Raw genomic sequence first — 16,957 nt, forward strand, 5'->3', positions numbered from 1 at the left:
CCGCTACGCCTTCTGAGCCCCGGTCGCAGGGGACGGCTGTGGACCGGTGCTGGCCGGTGTCGGTGCCCCCACGTAGGTTCGGGGCCGTGACATCGCCCGGCACCTACACCCAGCGCGGCGTCTTCGTGTGCTTCGAGGGCGGCGAGGGCTCCGGCAAGTCGACCCAGTCGCGCCTGCTGCGCACCTGGCTGGAGGAGCAGGGCCACCGCGTCGTCCTGACCTTCGAGCCGGGGGACACCCCGGTGGGCCGACGGGTGCGCGAGATCGTGCTCTCCCCCGAGACCGGGGCGCTGGCCGACCGCACCGAGGCGCTGCTCTACGCCGCCGACAAGGCCGAGCACGTCGAGACGCTGGTGCTGCCCGCCCTCGAGCGCGGCGAGGTCGTCGTCACCGACCGCTACGTCGACTCCACGCTGGCCTACCAGGGCGCCGGGCGCAGCCTGCCGGTCTCCGAGGTCGAGCAGGTGGCCCGCTGGGCGACCCAGGACCTGCGCCCGCACCTGACGGTGGTCCTCGACCTCGAGCCCGCCGCGGGCCTGGGCCGCTTCGAGAGCCGCGACCGCATCGAGGGCGAGTCGCTGGAGTTCCACCAGCGGGTGCGCGAGTCGTTCGTCGCGATGGCCGCCGCCGACCCCGAGCACTACCTGGTGCTCGACGCCCGCGCCCCGGTCGAGGAGGTCGCGGCCGCCGTGCAGGCCAGGCTCGTCCCGCTGCTGCAGGCGCTGACCGGCCCCCAGCAGCCCGAGCAGGTGGCGCCGTGAGTGCGCCCACCCACGAGGTGACCTCGACCGTCTGGGAGCGCCTGGTCGGCCAGCGCCCGGCGATCAAGGCGCTGCGCTCGGCCGCGTCGGGCCACGGCATGAGCCACGCATGGCTCTTCACCGGCCCACCCGGCTCGGGCCGCTCCAACGCCGCGATCGCGTTCGCCGCCGCGCTGCAGTGCGAGAACGCCCCCGACCGGGCCGGCTGCGGGCACTGCCACGGCTGCCACACCGCGCTGGTCGGCAGCCACGCCGACGTCGCCCTGGTGCGCACCGAGAAGCTCTCCATCGGCGTCGAGGAGGTGCGCGACCTGGTGCGCAAGGCGTCCCTGTCACCGGTGGGGCCGGGCCGCCAGATCCTGATCATCGAGGACGCCGACCGGCTCACGGAGCGGGCCTGGAACGCGCTGCTCAAGGCGATCGAGGAGCCCGGCGAGCGCACCGTGTGGATGCTCTGCGCCCCCACCCTCGAGGACGTGCTGCCCACCGTGGTGAGCCGCTGCCGGCTGGTCACGCTGACCACCCCGACCTCGCCCGACGTGGCCGCCTTCCTCTCCCGCACCCTCGGCGTGCCCGACGCGCTCGCGTCGTACGCCGCCCGCGCGAGCCAGGGCCACATCGGCCGGGCCCGGGCGCTGGCCACCGACGAGGCGACCCGCAACCGGCGGCGCGAGGTGGTGCTCTACCCCGCCAAGCTGACCACGTTGGGGGCCTGCATGCAGGCGGCCGCCAACCTCGTCGAGGTCGCCAAGGAGGAGGCCGAGGCGATCACCACCGACCTCGACGCCCGCGAGAAGGTCGACCTCGACGCCTCCTACGGCGTGGTCGAGCGGGGGCGCCGCCCGCGCGAGTACGCACCAGCCCTCTCCGCGCTGGAGAAGGGCCAGAAGACCCGGGCCAAGCGGCGCGTCCTCGACGTCGTCGACCGCAGCCTGATGGACCTGGTCTCGGTCTACCGCGACGCGATCGCGATCGCGGTCGGTGCCGCGGGCGCGCTGGTCAACGAGGAGATCCGCCCCGACGTCGAGGAGGTCGTGCGCACCTCGAGCCCCGAGCTCAACCTGCGCCGCATCGACGCGGTCTTCGAGGCCCGTGAGCAGATGCTGGAGTTCAACGTGCAGCCCGCCTTGGCGCTGGAGGCCATGATGGTCGCCCTGATGGTGCCCGAGGGGAGCGGTCGTTGAGGTCGGTCAAGCAGGTCGTGGCGATCGTGGTCGTCCTGGCGATGGTCCTCAGCGCCCTCGGCCTGGCCCTGGCCCTGGTGCTGGGCGGCCTGCTCGGCGGCGACGAGACGCCGCAGCAGCCGCGCACCGGCCCGGCGCCGAGCACCACCCCCTCCGGCGACGCCACCGAGCCGCCCGACCCCGCCCTGGCGCCGTTCTACGACCAGTCCCTCGACTGGCAGGCGTGCGAGAGCGACGCCGACCACGAGTGCGCCCGTCTCCAGGTGCCGCTCGACTACACCGACCCCGGCGGCGAGACGATCGAGATCGCGGTGCTGCGGGTGCCGGCGAGCGAGCCCGGGCAGCGGCTCGGCTCGCTGGTGGTCAACCCCGGCGGACCCGGCGCCCCCGGCACGTCGTACGCCGCCGCCGGCGACGCGGTCTTCCGCGCACCGCTGCTGGCCCGCTACGACATCGTCGGCTTCGACCCCCGCGGCACGGGCGGCTCCGCGCCGGTCGACTGCCTCTCCGACGACCAGCTGACCGACTTCCTGGCAGCCGACCCCTCGCCCGACGAGCCGGCCGAGGTCGAGGCGCTGGTCGCCGGCCTCGAGGCCTTCTTCGACGGGTGCGTCGAGCGCTCCGGCGACCTGGCCGCCCACGTCAGCACCGTCGAGGCCGCCAAGGACATGGACGTGCTGCGCGCTGCGCTGGGCGAGGGCGGCCTGACCTACCTGGGCGCCTCCTACGGCACCAAGCTGGGTGCCACCTACGCCGAGCTCTTCCCCGACCGGGCCGACCGGCTGGTGCTCGACGGCGCCGTCGACGTCAGCCTCACCAGCCGCGAGCTCAACCTGGGTCAGGCGGCGGGCTTCGAGCGGGCGCTGCGCGCCTACGTCGCCGACTGCGTCGAGGCCGGCGCCTGCTTCCTCGGCGAGACCGTGCAGGAGGGCCTGGACCGCATCGTCGCCTTCCTCGAGGAGGTCGACCGTGAGCCGATCCCCGCCCCCGGCGAGCGCGAGCTGACCGTCGGCAGCGCCTTCTACGGCATCATCACGCCGCTCTACGTCAGCGACTACTGGTTCCTGCTGAGCCAGGCCCTCGAGGCCGCCTTCGCGGGCGACGGGACCACCCTGATGCTGCTCGCCGACACCTACGCCTCGCGCACCCCCAGCGGCAGCTACACCGACAACTCCTCCGAGGCGATCTACGCGATCAACTGCCTCGACGACCCGTCCTCGACCCCGGTCGAGGAGATCCCGGCGCAGGTGCCCGACTTCCTCGAGGCCTCGCCGACCCTCGGCGAGGTGTTCGCCTGGAGCCTGGTCGGCTGCCGCGGCCTCGAGGTCGAGCCCGACCCCTCCACCCGCCTCGACGAGATCACCGCCGACGGTGCGGCGCCGATCCTGGTGGTGGGCACCACCCGTGACCCGGCGACGCCGTACGAGTGGGCCGAGGCGCTGGCCGACCAGCTCGAGCCCGGCGTGCTGCTGACCCGCGAGGGCGACGGCCACACGGCCTACAACTCGGGCAACGCCTGCGTCGACGAGGCGATCGAGGGGTTCCTCATCGAGGGCACCGTCCCCGACGACGGCACCACCTGCTGAGGCAGGCGCTCAGCGACCGGAGCGCAGCAGCCGCAGCAGCCCCGCCACGGAGGCGACCGAGGCCTCGCCCCAGCTGAACCGGTCGTCCCACAGCGTGATCAGCCCGTCGCGCACCTCGAAGGTGCCGTCGACGTGGAACCGGCTGCCGTAGGCCTTCCAGGTCAGGGTGTCGTGGCGGTCGGTGAGCACGGTGGACCCGTCGGCGCCGACGTGGTGCAGCTCGACGCGCACGCCGACGCCGCGCGCGGTGAGCATGTCGAGGGCCTCGGCGACCTTGGCGCCCCGCACGGTGGGCAGCCGGGTGTTGCGCCACTCGACGTCGGGGGCCAGCAGCGCGTTCGCCCGGGTGGTGTCCCCGGCGCTGAGGTGCTCGAGGAAGGCGCGGACGACGTCACGGGGCTCGGTCATGGCGCCAGCCTAGGGACACACGGCACGCGCTCACCCCAGCCGGGAGTGCACCTCGGCGGCGGTGGCCTCACCGGAGCGGACCGCGCCCTCCATGTAGCCGTTCCAGACCGGAGAGCACTCGGTGCCGGCCCAGTGCACGCGGCCCACGGGCTCACGCAGCGCGCTGCCGAAGCCGGTCCAGGTGCCCGGGGTGAAGTGCGCGCCGTAGCAGCCGCGGGTGAACTCCTCGGTCGACCAGTCGCGCTCGAGGTACTCGACGGGCTCGGCGGCGCGCGGGCCGAAGTAGCCGACCAGGCAGTCCACGACGGCCTGCCGCCGCTCGGCCGCGTCGCGGCCCGACCACTCCCGAGCCGCGGGGCCCTCCAGGAAGCAGAGCAGGATGCCGCGCGGATACCCGGGCGGTGAGTTGTCGAAGACCACCTTCACCGGGCCCCGGTCGGAGGCCACCTGGCCGTTGAGCCCCTCCTCGCGCCAGAACGGCGTCGGGTAGACGGCGTAGACCTTGATGACGCTGCCGGCCGGGGTGCGCTGGGTCAGCTGGTCGCGCAGGGCGGGCAGGAGCGGCCGGTGCACGAGCCGGCCGGCCAGGGTGGGCGGCAGGGCCACGACCGCGCGTCGCGCCCGCCAGCGTCGGCCGTCACGGGTGCCGACGGTGACCCCCCGGTCGTCCTGCTCGACCTGGCCCACCACCTGGCCCAGGCGCACGTCGAGCGGCTCGGCCATCCGCTCGCTCAGCAGCACCGAGCCACCCTCGACGCGGTCCTGCTGGGCGCCGGCCCCGGTGGCCATCAGCGTGTCCAGGTCCTGCCCGGAGCGGGTGTAGAAGAGCGCGTGCAGCAGCGACACGTCGCCGGACCCCGTCGCGAGGACGGCCTCGGCGAAGAGGTCGAAGTAGGCGCGCCCCGCGGCGGTCCGCAGGTGGCGGCGCACCCAGGTGTGCAGCGTCTGGGCGTCCAGGCGCCCGGCGTCGGGGGTCAGCCACGGGTGCTCGGTGTCGACGCGCCGGGCGATCCGGCCGAAGCGGGCCACGCCCTGGGCGAGGTCGGCGAGGGCGACCGGGTTCAGTCGCGGCACGGCGCCCTTGGCGCTGCTCATCCGCCGGGTGCGTCCGCCGAGGGAGAAGAGCATCTCGCCGTCGTCGTACGTCGCCACGGTGCGCAGGCCGTGCTCGTGGACGAGCTCGTACATGCGGTCCTGCGTGGGCCCGATCCACTGCCCGCCGAGCTCGACCCACTGGCCGTCGGACAGGTGCGCGCCCTCGGTGCGGCCGCCGACGCGCTCGCGTGCCTCGAGCACCACTACCGAGCGACCGGCCGTGGTGAGGGCCCGGGCCGCGGAGAGACCGGCCAGGCCGGCGCCGACCACCACCACGTCGTGGGTGTCCATGGCCACCTCCTCGGCGGCAGCCTAGTGACGCGGGCGCCGCTCAGCGAGGGTTGATGGGCTCGGCGATCGCCTGCATCCGCCGGGTGGCCAGCTCGATCATCAGCCGGGCGGCGGGGGAGAGGACGGCGTTGGTGCGGTGCACGATCGCGAAGGTGTCGAACTGGCGCGGACGCAGCGACACGAACCCGGCCCGCGGCGCCAGCCGGGGCAGCAGCTGCTCGGCGGCACCCCGGGGGATGACGCTGTCGGCCAGGCCCATGCCCACGAGCTCGACGGCGGTCTCGACGTCCTCGACCTCGATCCTGCTCTGCGGGTTGCGCCCGGTCTCGTGGAGCATCTGGCGCAGGGTGGCCCGGGTGGAGTCGACCGCGCGGTACGTCGTCTCGGGCATCACCAGCGAGGCCTGCGCCAACCGGTGCGCGGTGACCGGGCTGGTCAGGTGCTCGGGGTCGGAACTGATGTAGACCAGCTCCTCGCGCGCCACCGGGCGCACGGAGATGCCCTCGCTGGCCACCGTCGAGACGGCCAGCATCGCGGCCTCGAGGCGGCCGCGGCGCAGGTCCTCCACGACCTCGGTGGAGTTCTGCCCGACCAGCTCGACCCGCACCCCGGGGTAGCGCTTGAGCACGTCGGCGATCAGCGCGGAGCCGGCGTACAGGCGGGCGATGCCGAACATGCCGAAGCGGATGGTGCCGGTCTCGAGCGACTTGACGCTGGCCACCGCCCGCTCGGTCTCGGCGATGGCAGCCAGCACCTGCTCGGCGTAGGGCCGCATCGTCTCGGCGACCGTGGTGGGCTCCACCCCGCGCCCGACCCGGTGGAAGAGCTGCACGCCCAGCGACTTCTCCAGGGCCCGGATCTGCTCGGAGACCGAGGGCTGGGCGTAGCCGAGCTCCTCGGCCGCCCGGGTCAGCGAACCCTGCTCGTAGGTGGCGAGGAAACATGTGAGCTGGTGCACAGATAGCACAAGGATGATCCTATGCCTTCCGCAGGAAAGTCAGGCTACCCCTATTGCTACTGGCGAGTCAGACTGGTCGCAGACACCACGTCTCCGAGTCGAGAAAGGAACCGCCGTGCTCACCCACGTCTGCACCTCCTGCAGCAAGCGCCAGCTCATCTTCCCCTCCCAGTTCACGGCCGTGACCGGCTCCGAGACCGGGCCGATCGCCACCTTCACCTGCTGGTGCGGCGCCGAGCAGTCCGCCCCGCTGGGCTGGGCCGACTCCGAGCCCCGCAAGCGCGTCCTCGCCGCCTGAGCGAGGCCCACGCCGTACGCCGCCGCCCCCGCCGCCTGATTTCTCGCGGCCGGGGCGGCGTCTGTATGCTCACCCGCGTTGCCCGGAGCCGGATGCCGGAACGGGCAGCACGCCGCCTTAGCTCAGTCGGTAGAGCGTCTCACTCGTAATGAGAAGGTCGTCGGTTCGATTCCGACAGGCGGCTCCAACGGCCCCTGCGGCCAGCGGTCGCAGAGGCCCAGGCCGAGCACGCACTATCGTCGGCGTGCCATGAAGAACAGGCCGCAGTACTCCATCGCCTCGGTCGACAACGCCCTGCACCTCGCGCAGCTGCTGCTGCTCGAGGGGCCCCTGAGGGTGTCGGAGGCCGCTGCTCGCCTCGACGTCTCCGTGTCGACGGCGCACCGGCTGCTGGCCATGCTCGTCTACCGCGACTTCGCCGAGCAGGCCAGCGACCGGACGTACCGGGCCGGGCCCATGCTGGGTGGCGCCCCGGCGCCGGACGTGTCGGTCGGTGACCTGCGAGCCGTGGCCCTCCCGCACCTGCGACGACTCGTCGACCGCGTGCAGGAGTCCGCGAACCTCGTGGTGCTCAGCGGGCCGCAGGTCCGGTTCGTGCACACCGTCGAGTGCGCCCAGCTGATCCGGGCGGGGGACCGCTCCGGCAAGGCGCTGCCGGCCCACGTCAGCAGCGCGGGCAAGGCGATCCTGGCGATGCTGGAGCCCGACGACCTGGCGGTCGCGCTGGCCGGGCTCGACGCCACGCAGCGCCAGCGCGTACGCCGCGGCCTGGGGGTCGTGCGCCGCAACGGCTTCGCGCTCAACAACCAGCAGACCGAGGCGGGGCTGAGTGCCATCGGGGTCCCGGTGCGGTGCGGGGGCGGTCGCTTCGCGGGGATCTCCGTGGCCATGCCGGCGTTCCGCTTCTCGCGCGACCGCGTGGCGCCCCTGGTCGAGGAGCTGGTCACCTGCGCCAGGGCGCTGGAGGACGACGTGCGCGAGGCCGGCGGCGACCGACAGCAATAGTTTCTGTCAGGCAGAAACGTGTGTTCTGCAGGCTGGGGCCTGCCGCACGCTGGAGGTCGACCCACGACACCAGGAGCTCCAGTGCAGTTCTACCGAGACGGCTTCTACACCGGCGACCCGGCCACCGCCCCGTCGACCGCCCTCCCGCGCCCGTCGCAGGACGTCGACGAGGAGGTCGACGTCCTCGTCGTCGGCACGGGCCCCGCAGGTCTGGTCCTCGCGGCCCAGCTCGCTCGCTTCCCCTCCATCCGGACCGTGGTGGTGGAGCGCCGCGAGGGGCCGCTCGAGCTCGGCCAGGCCGACGGTGTCGCCTGCCGCAGCATGGAGATGTTCGAGGCGTTCGGGATCGCGGGGCGGATCCTGGAGGAGTCCTACCAGGTCAACGAGACCAGGTTCTGGGGCCCGGATCCCGAGCGTCCGGCGGTGATCGCGCGCACCGGCCGGGTCCAGGACGTGGAGGACGGGCTGAGCGAGATGCCCCACCTCATCCTCAACCAGGCACGGGTGCACGACCACCTGCTGCAGGCGATGCGGTCGGCGCCGGCGCGGCTGGCTCCCGACTACGGTCTCGAGCTGGTCGACCTCGTGGTCCCCGACGGCGACGGCCCGGTCGAGGTGACCGTGCGCGACGTGCGCACCGGGGCGGCGCGCCGGCTGCGCGCCACGTACGTCGTGGGGTGCGACGGTGCGCGCAGCCGGGTGCGCCAGCTGGTCGGACGCCGCCTCGACGGTGACCGGGCCGACCACGCCTGGGGGGTCCTCGACGTCCTGGCGGTCACCGACTTCCCCGACATCCGCGTCAAGGCGGCCATCCGGTCGGCCGAGCACGGCAGCATCCTGCTGATCCCCCGCGAGGGCGGCTACCTGGTGCGCCTCTACGTCGACCTCGGCGACGTGCGCGCGGCCGACCGCGAGCGGGTGCGCTCGATGAGCGCGGAGGAGGTCGTCGAGCGCGCCCGGCGGGTGCTGCACCCCCACAGCCTGGAGGTCCGCGAGACCGTGTGGTTCTCGGTCTACGAGGTGGCCCAGCGCATCGCCGACCGGTTCGACGACGGCGCCGACGACGCCGGCGAGGACCCGCGTCCCCCGCGGGTCTTCATCGCCGGGGACGCCTGCCACACCCACAGCGCCAAGGCCGGTCAGGGGATGAACGTCTCCATGCAGGACGCCTTCAACCTCGGCTGGAAGCTCGCCTCGGTGCTCGGGGGCCGCAGCGCCGCCACGCTGCTGCAGACCTACGACGCCGAGCGCCGACCCGTGGCCCAGCAGCTGATCGACTTCGACAAGGAGTGGTCGACGATGCTGGCCGGGTCACCCACGCGCGAGGCCCCCGGCCCGGGCAGCCGGTCCCGGGACGACCTCCTGGCGACGTACTTCACCCAGCAGGGCCGCTACACCGCAGGCGTGGCCACGCGGTACCCGGCCGGCGCGCTGGTCGGTGCGGGCGAGCACCAGCACCTCGCGACCGGCTTCGAGGTCGGCACCCGCTTCCACTCCGCACCGGTCACCCGGCTCGCCGACGCACGACGGGTCCACCTGGGCCACGCCGCCCGCGCCGACGGCCGGTGGCGGCTCTACCTCTTCGCCGACCGCGCCCGCCTCGCCTGGGACGCCGCCCTGACCTGGCTCGCGGAGGACCCCGCGTCCCCGGTCGTGCGGCACCGGCGAGCCGACGACGACGTCGACGCGGTGCTGGACGTGCGCGGCGTCCTGCCGTGCTCCAGCCACGAGGTGGAGCTCGCCGACCTGCCGGCACTGCTGCGGCCCCGGACCGGCGCCCTGGGCCTGGTCGACCTGGAGAAGTGCTTCACGGCGACGACGACGCCGGCAGCAGCGGCCGGCGGCGAGGTGGACGTCTTCGACCTGCGCGGGGTGGACCGGGACGAGGGTGCGATGGTCCTGGTGCGCCCCGACCAGCACGTCGCGCAGGTGCTGCCCCTGACCGGCACCCGGGAGCTGTCGGCCTTCCTGGCCGGGGTCCTGCTCGACGCCGGAGCGCAGGAGCCCCTGACCCGGCGGTGAGACGCGGTGACAGGTGGTGACAGGCGGGTCGTCGGCCCAGGGACCCGGCCCCCTCACAGCCGCCGGTCAGCCTGCTGTCAGGTCCGTGGCTCAGGCTGGGGGCCATGACCCCAGCGCACCGCCCGACCAGGTCCGTCCGAGTCCGCGACAGGGCGGGCGAGGTCTCGCGCCGCGGCCGCCGGGCAGCGGCGACCGTGCTGCTGGTGGGCGCCACGCTGCTGGCGGGACCGCTGCCCGCCGCCGGGGCCGCGACGCCGGCGACCGCACCCGGGCTGGTCGCCGGGGACGTCTCCAGGGACGGCGCCGCCGGCTCCGACGTCGTCGAGCTCGCCGAGGCGCTGCAGGTCGAGTACGCCGGCGCCGTGCCGGCCGAGGAGGTCTCGGCCCTGGTGCGGGGGGTCGCGGCGCGGCTGGAGATCGATGGCCCTGGGGCCGGGCTGCTGCTGCGCACCACGGAGGCGGCCAGCCGGCGCGCACTGACCGACCACCTCGCCCGCGGGGTGCCGCTGCCTCGCTGACCCGTGCCGTTCGCGACCCCCTCCGAGAAGGCGAGGTGCGCCACCCCCGTCTCCCGGTACGATCCGGTGCCGCGCAGGACGCGCGGGGAGGAGTTCAGCCTCCGCGAGCGTGGAGGCGACACGATGGCAGCGACGGGCTCACCCGGGGCCGCGCAGGACCCTGCCCGGTCGACGCCGCCCGACGTGCGCTCCTCCGTGGTGCGGCGGCTGGTGGCGGGCAGCGACCGCAGCTCCTCGCTCGACCGGCTCTGCGAGCTCGCAGCCGCCCTGCTCGACGCCGGCTCCGCCCAGGTCTCGCTGGTCGGGGCGACCCAGGTCGTCGTGGGCGGCCACGGCGCGGGCAGTGGCCTGGTCGGCCTCGAGACACCCGCCGCCGACTCGCTGTGCACCGTCACGGTCGGTCTGAAGGCGCCGCTGGTGGTGCCCGACACCACGCTCGACGACCGGGTCAGCACTCTGCCACCGGTCACGTCCGGTGCTGTCGGCGCCTACCTGGGAGTCCCTCTGGTGGTCGCCGACGGCCAGGTGGTGGGCTCGCTCTGCGTGTACGACGCCGCCCCGCGCGACTGGCCCGACCACAGCGTGAGCACCCTCGAGCGGCTCGCCGACGCCGTCGTCGGCGACCTCGAGCTCGCGGCGCTCAGCTCCGACTTCGAGACCCAGCAGGTCGCCTGGCGGCTGGCGACGGACGCGGCCGGGGTCGGCGCCTGGGAGTGGGACCTGGTCACCGGCGACCTGCGCTTCGACGACCGGCTCCTCGAGCTGTTCGGCCTCGATGACGACACCTTCGGCGGCACCATCGACGCCTTCACCGACATCGTCCACGTCGAGGACCGGGCCCGGGTCGTCGCCGCGCTCAATCGTGCGATCGCCGCTCGCGGCGAGTACGCCGCCGAGTACCGCATCCACCTGCCCGACGGCCGGGTGCGCTGGATCGCGGCGCGGGGGCGCGGCCTCGGCGACGAGGGCGGCCAGACGGTGCGGGTGCTGGGAGCGGCGTACGACACGACGGCCGTGCAGGAGGGCGAGGCGCGCGTCGCCCGGGTGCTCGAGTCGATGCCCACGGCCTTCTACCAGCTCGACGACGAGTGGCGCTTCGCCTACCTCAACGGGGAGGCGGAGCGGCTCCTGGGCCGCTCGCGCGAGGACCTCGTCGGGCAGGTCGTCTGGGAGGCGTTCCCCGCGACCCTCGACAGCATCTTCGAGCGCAGCTACCGCGGCTGCGTCGAGTCGGGGGACCCGGTGGCCTTCGACGCCTACTACCCCGCACCGCTCGACGCCTGGTACGAGGTGCGTGCCTGGCCGAACCCCGATGGGCTGGCCGTCTACTTCGTCGACGTCACCGCCCGCTACCAGGCGCAGGAACAGGTCGCGCGCACTGCTCGCCGCGACGCCCTGGTCGCCGACGTCACGGAGCAGCTGGCCGGCACGCTGGACCTCGGGGAGGCTGTCTCCCGCCTGGGTGCCCTGGTGGTACCGGCGATCGGTGACTGGTGCGTCGCGACGCTGGTCGAGGAGCCCGGCCACGAGGGCCGGCTGCCCGGGCTGCGCGACGTCGGGGGGTGGCACCGCGACCCGGGCGCCCAGCACCTGGTCGACCGGTTCGCGGCGGTGCGCCTCGACCAGGTGGTCGACGACTCCTTCCTGCCGCTGGTGCTCGCCGCGGATCGCCCCGTCGTCGGCGACGGGGCGACCGAGTCGATGTGCCGCGTCTTCGCTGCGGGCGAGGTCCACGAGCTGCTGCGCGCCCTGGCGCCCGAGCACGCCACCGTCCTCAGCCTCAAGGGGCACGACCGGGTGGTGGGGCTCCTCACCGTGCTGCGGGGCGAGGCCCGGGGCGCCTTCACCGACGCCGACCTCGACACCCTGGCCCTGGTCGCGGAACGGGCCGGCCTGGCGCTCGACAACGCCCGGCTCTTCGCCGAGCAGCGCGACCTCGCCGAGGGCCTGCAGCGCAGCCTCCTGACCGCGCCCCCGCAGCCCGACCACCTCGAGATCGTGGTGCGCTACGAGGCCGCGGCCGAGACCGCCCAGGTCGGCGGCGACTGGTACGACGCGTTCGTGCAGGACGCCGGGGCCACGATGCTGGTCATCGGGGACGTCGTCGGCCACGACACCGCGGCCGCGGCGGCCATGGGCCAGGTCCGCAACCTGCTGCGCGGCATCTCGGTCTTCAGCGGCCAGGGGCCGGCCGACGTGCTGCGCGGCGTCGACCACGCGCTGGACACCCTGGGCGTGGACACCACCGCGACGGCCGTGCTGGCCCGCCTGGAGCAGACCCCCGAGGAGCTCGCGGAGGGCGTCACCCGGCTGCGCTGGTCGAACGCCGGCCACCCGCCGCCGGTGGTGGTCTGCCCCGAGGGCGAGGTCACCCTGCTGGTGGGTGACGACCCCGACCTGCTGCTGGGGCTCGACCCCGAGGCCGAGCGCCAGGAGAGGCAGGTCGTGCTGACCCGGGGGTCGCTGGTGCTGCTGTTCACCGACGGGCTCGTCGAGCGGCGCGGCGAGGACCTCGACGCCGGCCTCGACCGGCTGCGGCGCGAGCTGGCCAGCCTCGACGCACTCGGCTGCCCCCTGGACGAGCTCTGCGACCGGCTTCTCGTGCGGATGGTGCCCAGCCTCCGCGAGGACGACATCGCGCTGGTCGCCGTGCGGCTGCACGAGCAGGACGGGCCCCCGCCGCGGCGGCGCAGCCAGGACCAGCACGGGCCAACCGGTGGGTCCGCCGGGACCGGCGTAGAGGACGCGCCTGTCGCGAGCGGGCGGATCGTGCGCACCCGCTTCTCCGCGCACCCCTCGAGCGTCCCCGGCGCCCGGCACTTCGTGCGCGAGGCGCTGCGGGGGCGGGGTGTCGAGCTGGTCGACGACGCCGAGCTCTGCGTCGGCGAGCTGGCGGCCAACGCCGCGCTGCACAGCGGAGGCGAGTCGATGGACGTCTCGGTGCGCCTGGACCACGGTGCGGTGACCGTGTCGGTGGCCGACGAGGGCGTCGTACCGGCCGAGGCGGTGGTGCCCCGCCTGGTCGCCGAGCCCGACGGACGCGGGCACGGTGAGCCCACCACCGGTCGCGGCCTCGGCATCGTCTCGGTGCTGGCCGACGACTGGGGCGTCGAGCGCTTCCCGGGCGGCACCCGGGTGTGGGCCCGGCTGCTCGACGACCGTGCCGACAGCCCGGTGCGCCCGCCCGACTCGCCGCCCGCCCCCGGGCCGGCCGCCGACCAGGACGCTCCCGAGGGCCGCGAGCCGACGTCGCCGGTGCTGCTGCGGGGCTGCCCGGTGCGGCTGTGGCTGCGCCAGGACGAGCACATCGACGAGCTGGTGCGCGACCTGCAGCTGCTCTCCGCGACCCACGAGCTCGACCCCGGTCTCGTCTCGGTCGGCGAGGTGCGCGACCTGCTGGCCGTCTTCGCGCCGCTGCGCCGGGGCACGCGGCGCGCGGTCGAGGCCGCCCAGGCGCAGGGTCTCGACGAGCTCGACGTCACCGTCGACCTGCCGGTCAGGGCGGCCGACGAGGTCGTCCGGCTCGACGACCTGCTGTCCCTCTCCGACGAGGGGCTCGACGACCAGCGGCTGCTGACCGTGCGCGCCGAGCCCGACGTGGTACGCCTGCGGGCGTGGATGATCGAGCAGGTGCGCACCCAGCTGGAGGAGGGCGCCGAGGCCGTGGCATGGACCGACTGGACCCCCCGGGACCTCGGCTCACCCCCTCCGCGGGCCTAGGCTCGCCCGGACCGAGCGGAACCGATCTCCACCGGACGGGGCAGCAATGAGCGACCTGATCTTCGCCAACGGACGGCTCTTCGACGGGCTGAAGTACCACCACGACCACGCCGTGGGGGTGCGCGGGAGCCAGATCTACGCTGTCGGCCCGCTCGACCGGGTGCGGGAGGAGATGGCGGCCGGCGGGAGCCGGGCCGAGGAGGTCGACGCCGCCGGGGGACTGGTGATGCCGGCCTTCCACGACGCCCACATCCACCCGCTCATCGGCGGCCTGGAGCTGCGCAGCGCGCTGCTCACCGACTGCGCCGGCGCCGAGGAGTGCCTCTCGACGATCGCCGACGCGGTGGCCGCGCAGGGCGACGTGGGCCAGGCGTGGTTCCGCGGTGGCGGCTGGTCGCTCGAGCACTTCGACCCCAGCACCGGGCCCACCGCCGAGATGCTCGACCGCGTGGTGCCGCACCGTCCGGCGTTCCTGCCCAGCAACGACCACCACAACGCCTGGGTCAACACCCGCGCCCTCGAGCTGGCCGGCGTCGACCGCGACACCCCCGACCCGCCCGACGGCTGGATCGAGCGCGACCGCGACGGCAACCCGACCGGCACCCTGCGCGAGGCCGCGGCCGCGATGGTGCACCGCCTGGTCGACACCACGCGGGAGGAGAAGCGTGCGGCGCTGCTCGACGCGCAGGCGCACCTGCACTCGTGGGGCATCGTGGGCTGGCAGGACGCGCTCGTCGGCGGGTACGCCGGCATCGACGACCCGACCCAGGCCTACCTCGACCTCGTGGAGGCCGACGAGCTGACCGCCCGGGTGCGGCTGGCGCTGTGGTGGAACCGCAACCGCGGTGTCGAGCAGGTCGAGGAGCTGGAGGCCGAGCGGGCCCGGCTCGGTGACGCGGGCCTCGACGCCGGGTCGGTCAAGCTGATGGTCGACGGGGTCTCCGAGACGCTCACCATGGCCGTCGACGAGCCGTACCTCGGCGGGGCGCGCTGCCCCTGCGCCGGTGGCGAGCGGGGGCTGGCGTTCATGGAGCCCGAGCAGCTCGACGAGGCCGTGTGCGCGCTCGACGCCGCCGGCTTCCAGGCCCACTTCCACGCCCTGGGCGACCGGGCCGTGCGCACCTCCCTCGACGCCATCGAGGCCGCGCGCCGCCGCCACGGGTGGAGCAACCAGCGCCACCAGCTCGCGCACCTCCAGCTGGTCGCGCCGGTCGATCGCAACCGCTTCCGGCTGCTCGGCGCGATCGCCAACGTCGAGGGAATGTGGGCGCGCTACAACACCCCCGCCGTGCAGATGGTCAAGCCCTACCTCGACGAGGAGCGGCTCGACTGGCAGTACCCCTTCGCCGACATCGTCGACAGCGGGGCGCTGGTGGCCGGCGGCTCGGACTGGCCGATCAACCCGCCCGACCCGATGGAGGGCATCCACGTGCTGGTCAACCGCTCCTCGCGCACCACCGACGAGAGCGACGAGGAGCCGCCGATGCGCGACGACCAGGGGCTCACCCTGGTCCAGGCGCTGCAGGCCTACACCAGCGGTGCCGCCCACGCGAACCACCAGGAGGACTCCGGCAACCTGCGCGTCGGCGCCTCCGCCGACGTGCTGGTGCTCGACCGCGACCCCTTCGACCTGCACGAGGACGAGATCGGCTCCGCCGAGCCGGTCACGGCCTGGGCCCGCGGCTCGGAGGTCTACCGCCGCGACTGACCACCGGCCGAGCAGTCACTTTCGCACCATCGACCAGTCAGTTTCGCACCGACTCGAACTCCTCGAAAAAAATTTCGATCTGCCTGTGGAAAACGGCTTCTGACCTGGTGCTTTGTCGGTGGGCCCTGAGATACTTCACTCATGGCCACCACCGCGGCGCACCCCATCAACGGGGCGCTCGCGCGCATGCACTCGCTGCTCGACGAGCTCGCCGAGACTCCGCTGTGGTCGATGAGCCAGACCGAGACCGCGGAGGCGCTGGTCGACTTATCGCAGCTCGAGGCGAGGGTGGTCGAGCTGAAGTCGCGGACCCTCGCCCACGCCGAGACGGTGGCGGTGGCGGAGACGAATGCGTCGCCGTCGGTGGCGGTGTGGCACTCCAACGCGACGCGCTCGACGAAGCGCGAGTCGTTCCGCCAGGTCCGCCTGGCTGAGGGGCTGGATCGCTACGATCTCGTGCGGGAAGCGCTCGGTCGTGGCGACGTCATCGCGGAGCAGGCGTCGGTGATCTGCACAGCTTTGGACGAGCTGCCCGACGACCTCGACCCGCCGGTCCTGGAGCAGGCGACCAAGGCGCTGGTCGCGTTCGCGGAGGTCCACGACGCGAAGGCGCTGCGGGTGCTGGGGCGACGGATCCTCGAGGTCGTCGCACCCGAGGTCGCCGAGGCATGGGAGGCCGAACAGCTGGACCGCGAGGAGCGCGAGGCGGAGAAGTCGGCGGTGTTCCGGATGCGCGAGGACGGCCACGGCCGGATCAAGGGCTCGTTCACGGTGCCGCTGCTGGCCGGCCAGATGCTGGAGCGGGCCCTGCTCGCGTTCGCCGCCCCCAAGCACCAGATCGCCTCCCGCGCCGCCGACGACGCGGACGAGCAGGGCGAGCACGAGGAGCAGGCGCCGGTGCCGGTACGCCGCCCCACGGCGCAGCGGTTGGGTGCGGCGTTCGTGGAGCTCGTCGAGCGCCTCGACCCCCATGAGCTGCCGAAGGCCGGTGGGGTGAACGCGACCGTGGTGGTGACGATGACCCTCGACTCGCTCAAGGACGGCCTGGCGGCCGCGACGCTCGACACCGGTGACCGGATCAGTGCCGCTACCGCGAGGCGGCTGGCCTGTGAGGCGGGCGTCGTCCCTGTCGTGCTGGGCGGCAAGAGCCAGCCTCTGGATGTGGGTCGTGCGAAGCGGTACTTCACCCCGGCCCAGCGGGTCGCGATGGGTATCCGTGACGGAGGCTGCACCGCCCGGGGCTGTGACGCCCCGCCGGCGATGTGTCACGCCCACCACGACGACCCGTGGTCGTGCCACGGACACACCGACCTCGACCGTGGACGGCTCCTCTGCCCCTACCATCACCGCCGGATTCATGATCCGGGGTACGAGAGCGACGTCGGGGCTGACAACCAGGTCAC

13 protein-coding genes and 1 tRNA gene are annotated in these 16,957 nt (G+C 74.0%); 11 read left to right on the forward strand and 3 right to left on the reverse strand.

Annotation, left to right across the window (positions count from 1 at the left end; all coding sequences use genetic code 11):
* The first annotated feature begins 86 nt into the window (after nt 1-86).
* The 3 genes from tmk to ABKW28_RS15390 are packed head-to-tail and all read left to right on the forward strand — an operon-like array spanning nt 87 to nt 3,531.
* Nucleotides 87-761: a dTMP kinase gene (gene tmk, locus ABKW28_RS15380; RefSeq protein ID WP_348611236.1), complete on the forward strand. Its 675-nt coding sequence runs from the start codon at nt 87-89 to the stop codon at nt 759-761.
* Nucleotides 758-1,945 carry a DNA polymerase III subunit delta' gene (locus ABKW28_RS15385; RefSeq protein ID WP_348611239.1) on the forward strand — a complete coding sequence of 396 codons (1,188 nt, stop codon included), beginning with the start codon at nt 758-760 and terminating at the stop codon, nt 1,943-1,945. The genes tmk and ABKW28_RS15385 overlap by 4 nt, the downstream gene beginning before the upstream one ends.
* Nucleotides 1,942-3,531: an alpha/beta hydrolase gene (locus ABKW28_RS15390; RefSeq protein WP_348611242.1), complete on the forward strand. Its 1,590-nt coding sequence runs from the start codon at nt 1,942-1,944 to the stop codon at nt 3,529-3,531. The genes ABKW28_RS15385 and ABKW28_RS15390 overlap by 4 nt, the downstream gene beginning before the upstream one ends.
* A gap of 9 nt (nt 3,532-3,540) precedes the next feature.
* Here the strand turns inward: ABKW28_RS15390 and ABKW28_RS15395 are convergent, their stop codons facing one another.
* From ABKW28_RS15395 to ABKW28_RS15405, 3 genes are read right to left on the reverse strand one after another with little or no spacing between them, the layout of a single operon-like run.
* Nucleotides 3,541-3,939 carry a limonene-1,2-epoxide hydrolase family protein gene (locus ABKW28_RS15395; RefSeq protein WP_193670044.1) on the reverse strand — a complete coding sequence of 133 codons (399 nt, stop codon included), beginning with the start codon at nt 3,937-3,939 and terminating at the stop codon, nt 3,541-3,543.
* Nucleotides 3,940-3,969: 30 nt separating this feature from the next.
* Nucleotides 3,970-5,325, reverse strand: a complete 1,356-nt coding sequence (locus ABKW28_RS15400; protein ID WP_348611245.1) for a flavin monoamine oxidase family protein — start codon at nt 5,323-5,325, stop codon at nt 3,970-3,972.
* Between the two features lie 40 nt (nt 5,326-5,365).
* Nucleotides 5,366-6,292 carry a LysR family transcriptional regulator gene (locus ABKW28_RS15405; protein WP_193670042.1) on the reverse strand — a complete coding sequence of 309 codons (927 nt, stop codon included), beginning with the start codon at nt 6,290-6,292 and terminating at the stop codon, nt 5,366-5,368.
* Nucleotides 6,293-6,398: 106 nt separating this feature from the next.
* Between ABKW28_RS15405 and ABKW28_RS15410 the strand changes: the two genes are divergently transcribed.
* From ABKW28_RS15410 to ABKW28_RS15445, 8 genes are all read left to right on the forward strand, one after another.
* Complete coding sequence (locus ABKW28_RS15410) at nt 6,399-6,581, forward strand: hypothetical protein (protein WP_193670041.1); 183 nt, start codon at nt 6,399-6,401, stop codon at nt 6,579-6,581.
* Between the two features lie 111 nt (nt 6,582-6,692).
* A tRNA-Thr gene (locus tag ABKW28_RS15415) sits at nt 6,693-6,768 on the forward strand.
* Nucleotides 6,769-6,830: 62 nt separating this feature from the next.
* Nucleotides 6,831-7,586 (forward strand): IclR family transcriptional regulator, encoded by a 756-nt coding sequence (locus ABKW28_RS15420; RefSeq protein ID WP_193670040.1) that lies wholly within the window; start codon nt 6,831-6,833, stop codon nt 7,584-7,586.
* A gap of 81 nt (nt 7,587-7,667) precedes the next feature.
* On the forward strand, nt 7,668-9,608 hold the full coding sequence (locus tag ABKW28_RS15425) for an FAD-dependent monooxygenase (protein WP_348611248.1): 1,941 nt from the start codon (nt 7,668-7,670) through the stop codon (nt 9,606-9,608).
* A gap of 104 nt (nt 9,609-9,712) precedes the next feature.
* Nucleotides 9,713-10,126, forward strand: a complete 414-nt coding sequence (locus ABKW28_RS15430) for a hypothetical protein (RefSeq protein WP_348611251.1) — start codon at nt 9,713-9,715, stop codon at nt 10,124-10,126.
* Between the two features lie 123 nt (nt 10,127-10,249).
* Nucleotides 10,250-13,846, forward strand: a complete 3,597-nt coding sequence (locus ABKW28_RS15435; RefSeq protein ID WP_348611254.1) for a SpoIIE family protein phosphatase — start codon at nt 10,250-10,252, stop codon at nt 13,844-13,846.
* A gap of 46 nt (nt 13,847-13,892) precedes the next feature.
* Complete coding sequence (locus tag ABKW28_RS15440; protein WP_348611257.1) at nt 13,893-15,554, forward strand: amidohydrolase; 1,662 nt, start codon at nt 13,893-13,895, stop codon at nt 15,552-15,554.
* A 141-nt stretch (nt 15,555-15,695) separates the two neighbouring features.
* A partial coding sequence (locus ABKW28_RS15445; protein WP_348611259.1) for a DUF222 domain-containing protein occupies nt 15,696-16,957 on the forward strand: 1,262 nt, incomplete at its 3' end.

This window comes from Nocardioides sp. 31GB23 (assembly GCF_040012395.1).
Classification (GTDB): Bacteria; Actinomycetota; Actinomycetes; order Propionibacteriales; family Nocardioidaceae; genus Nocardioides; species Nocardioides salarius.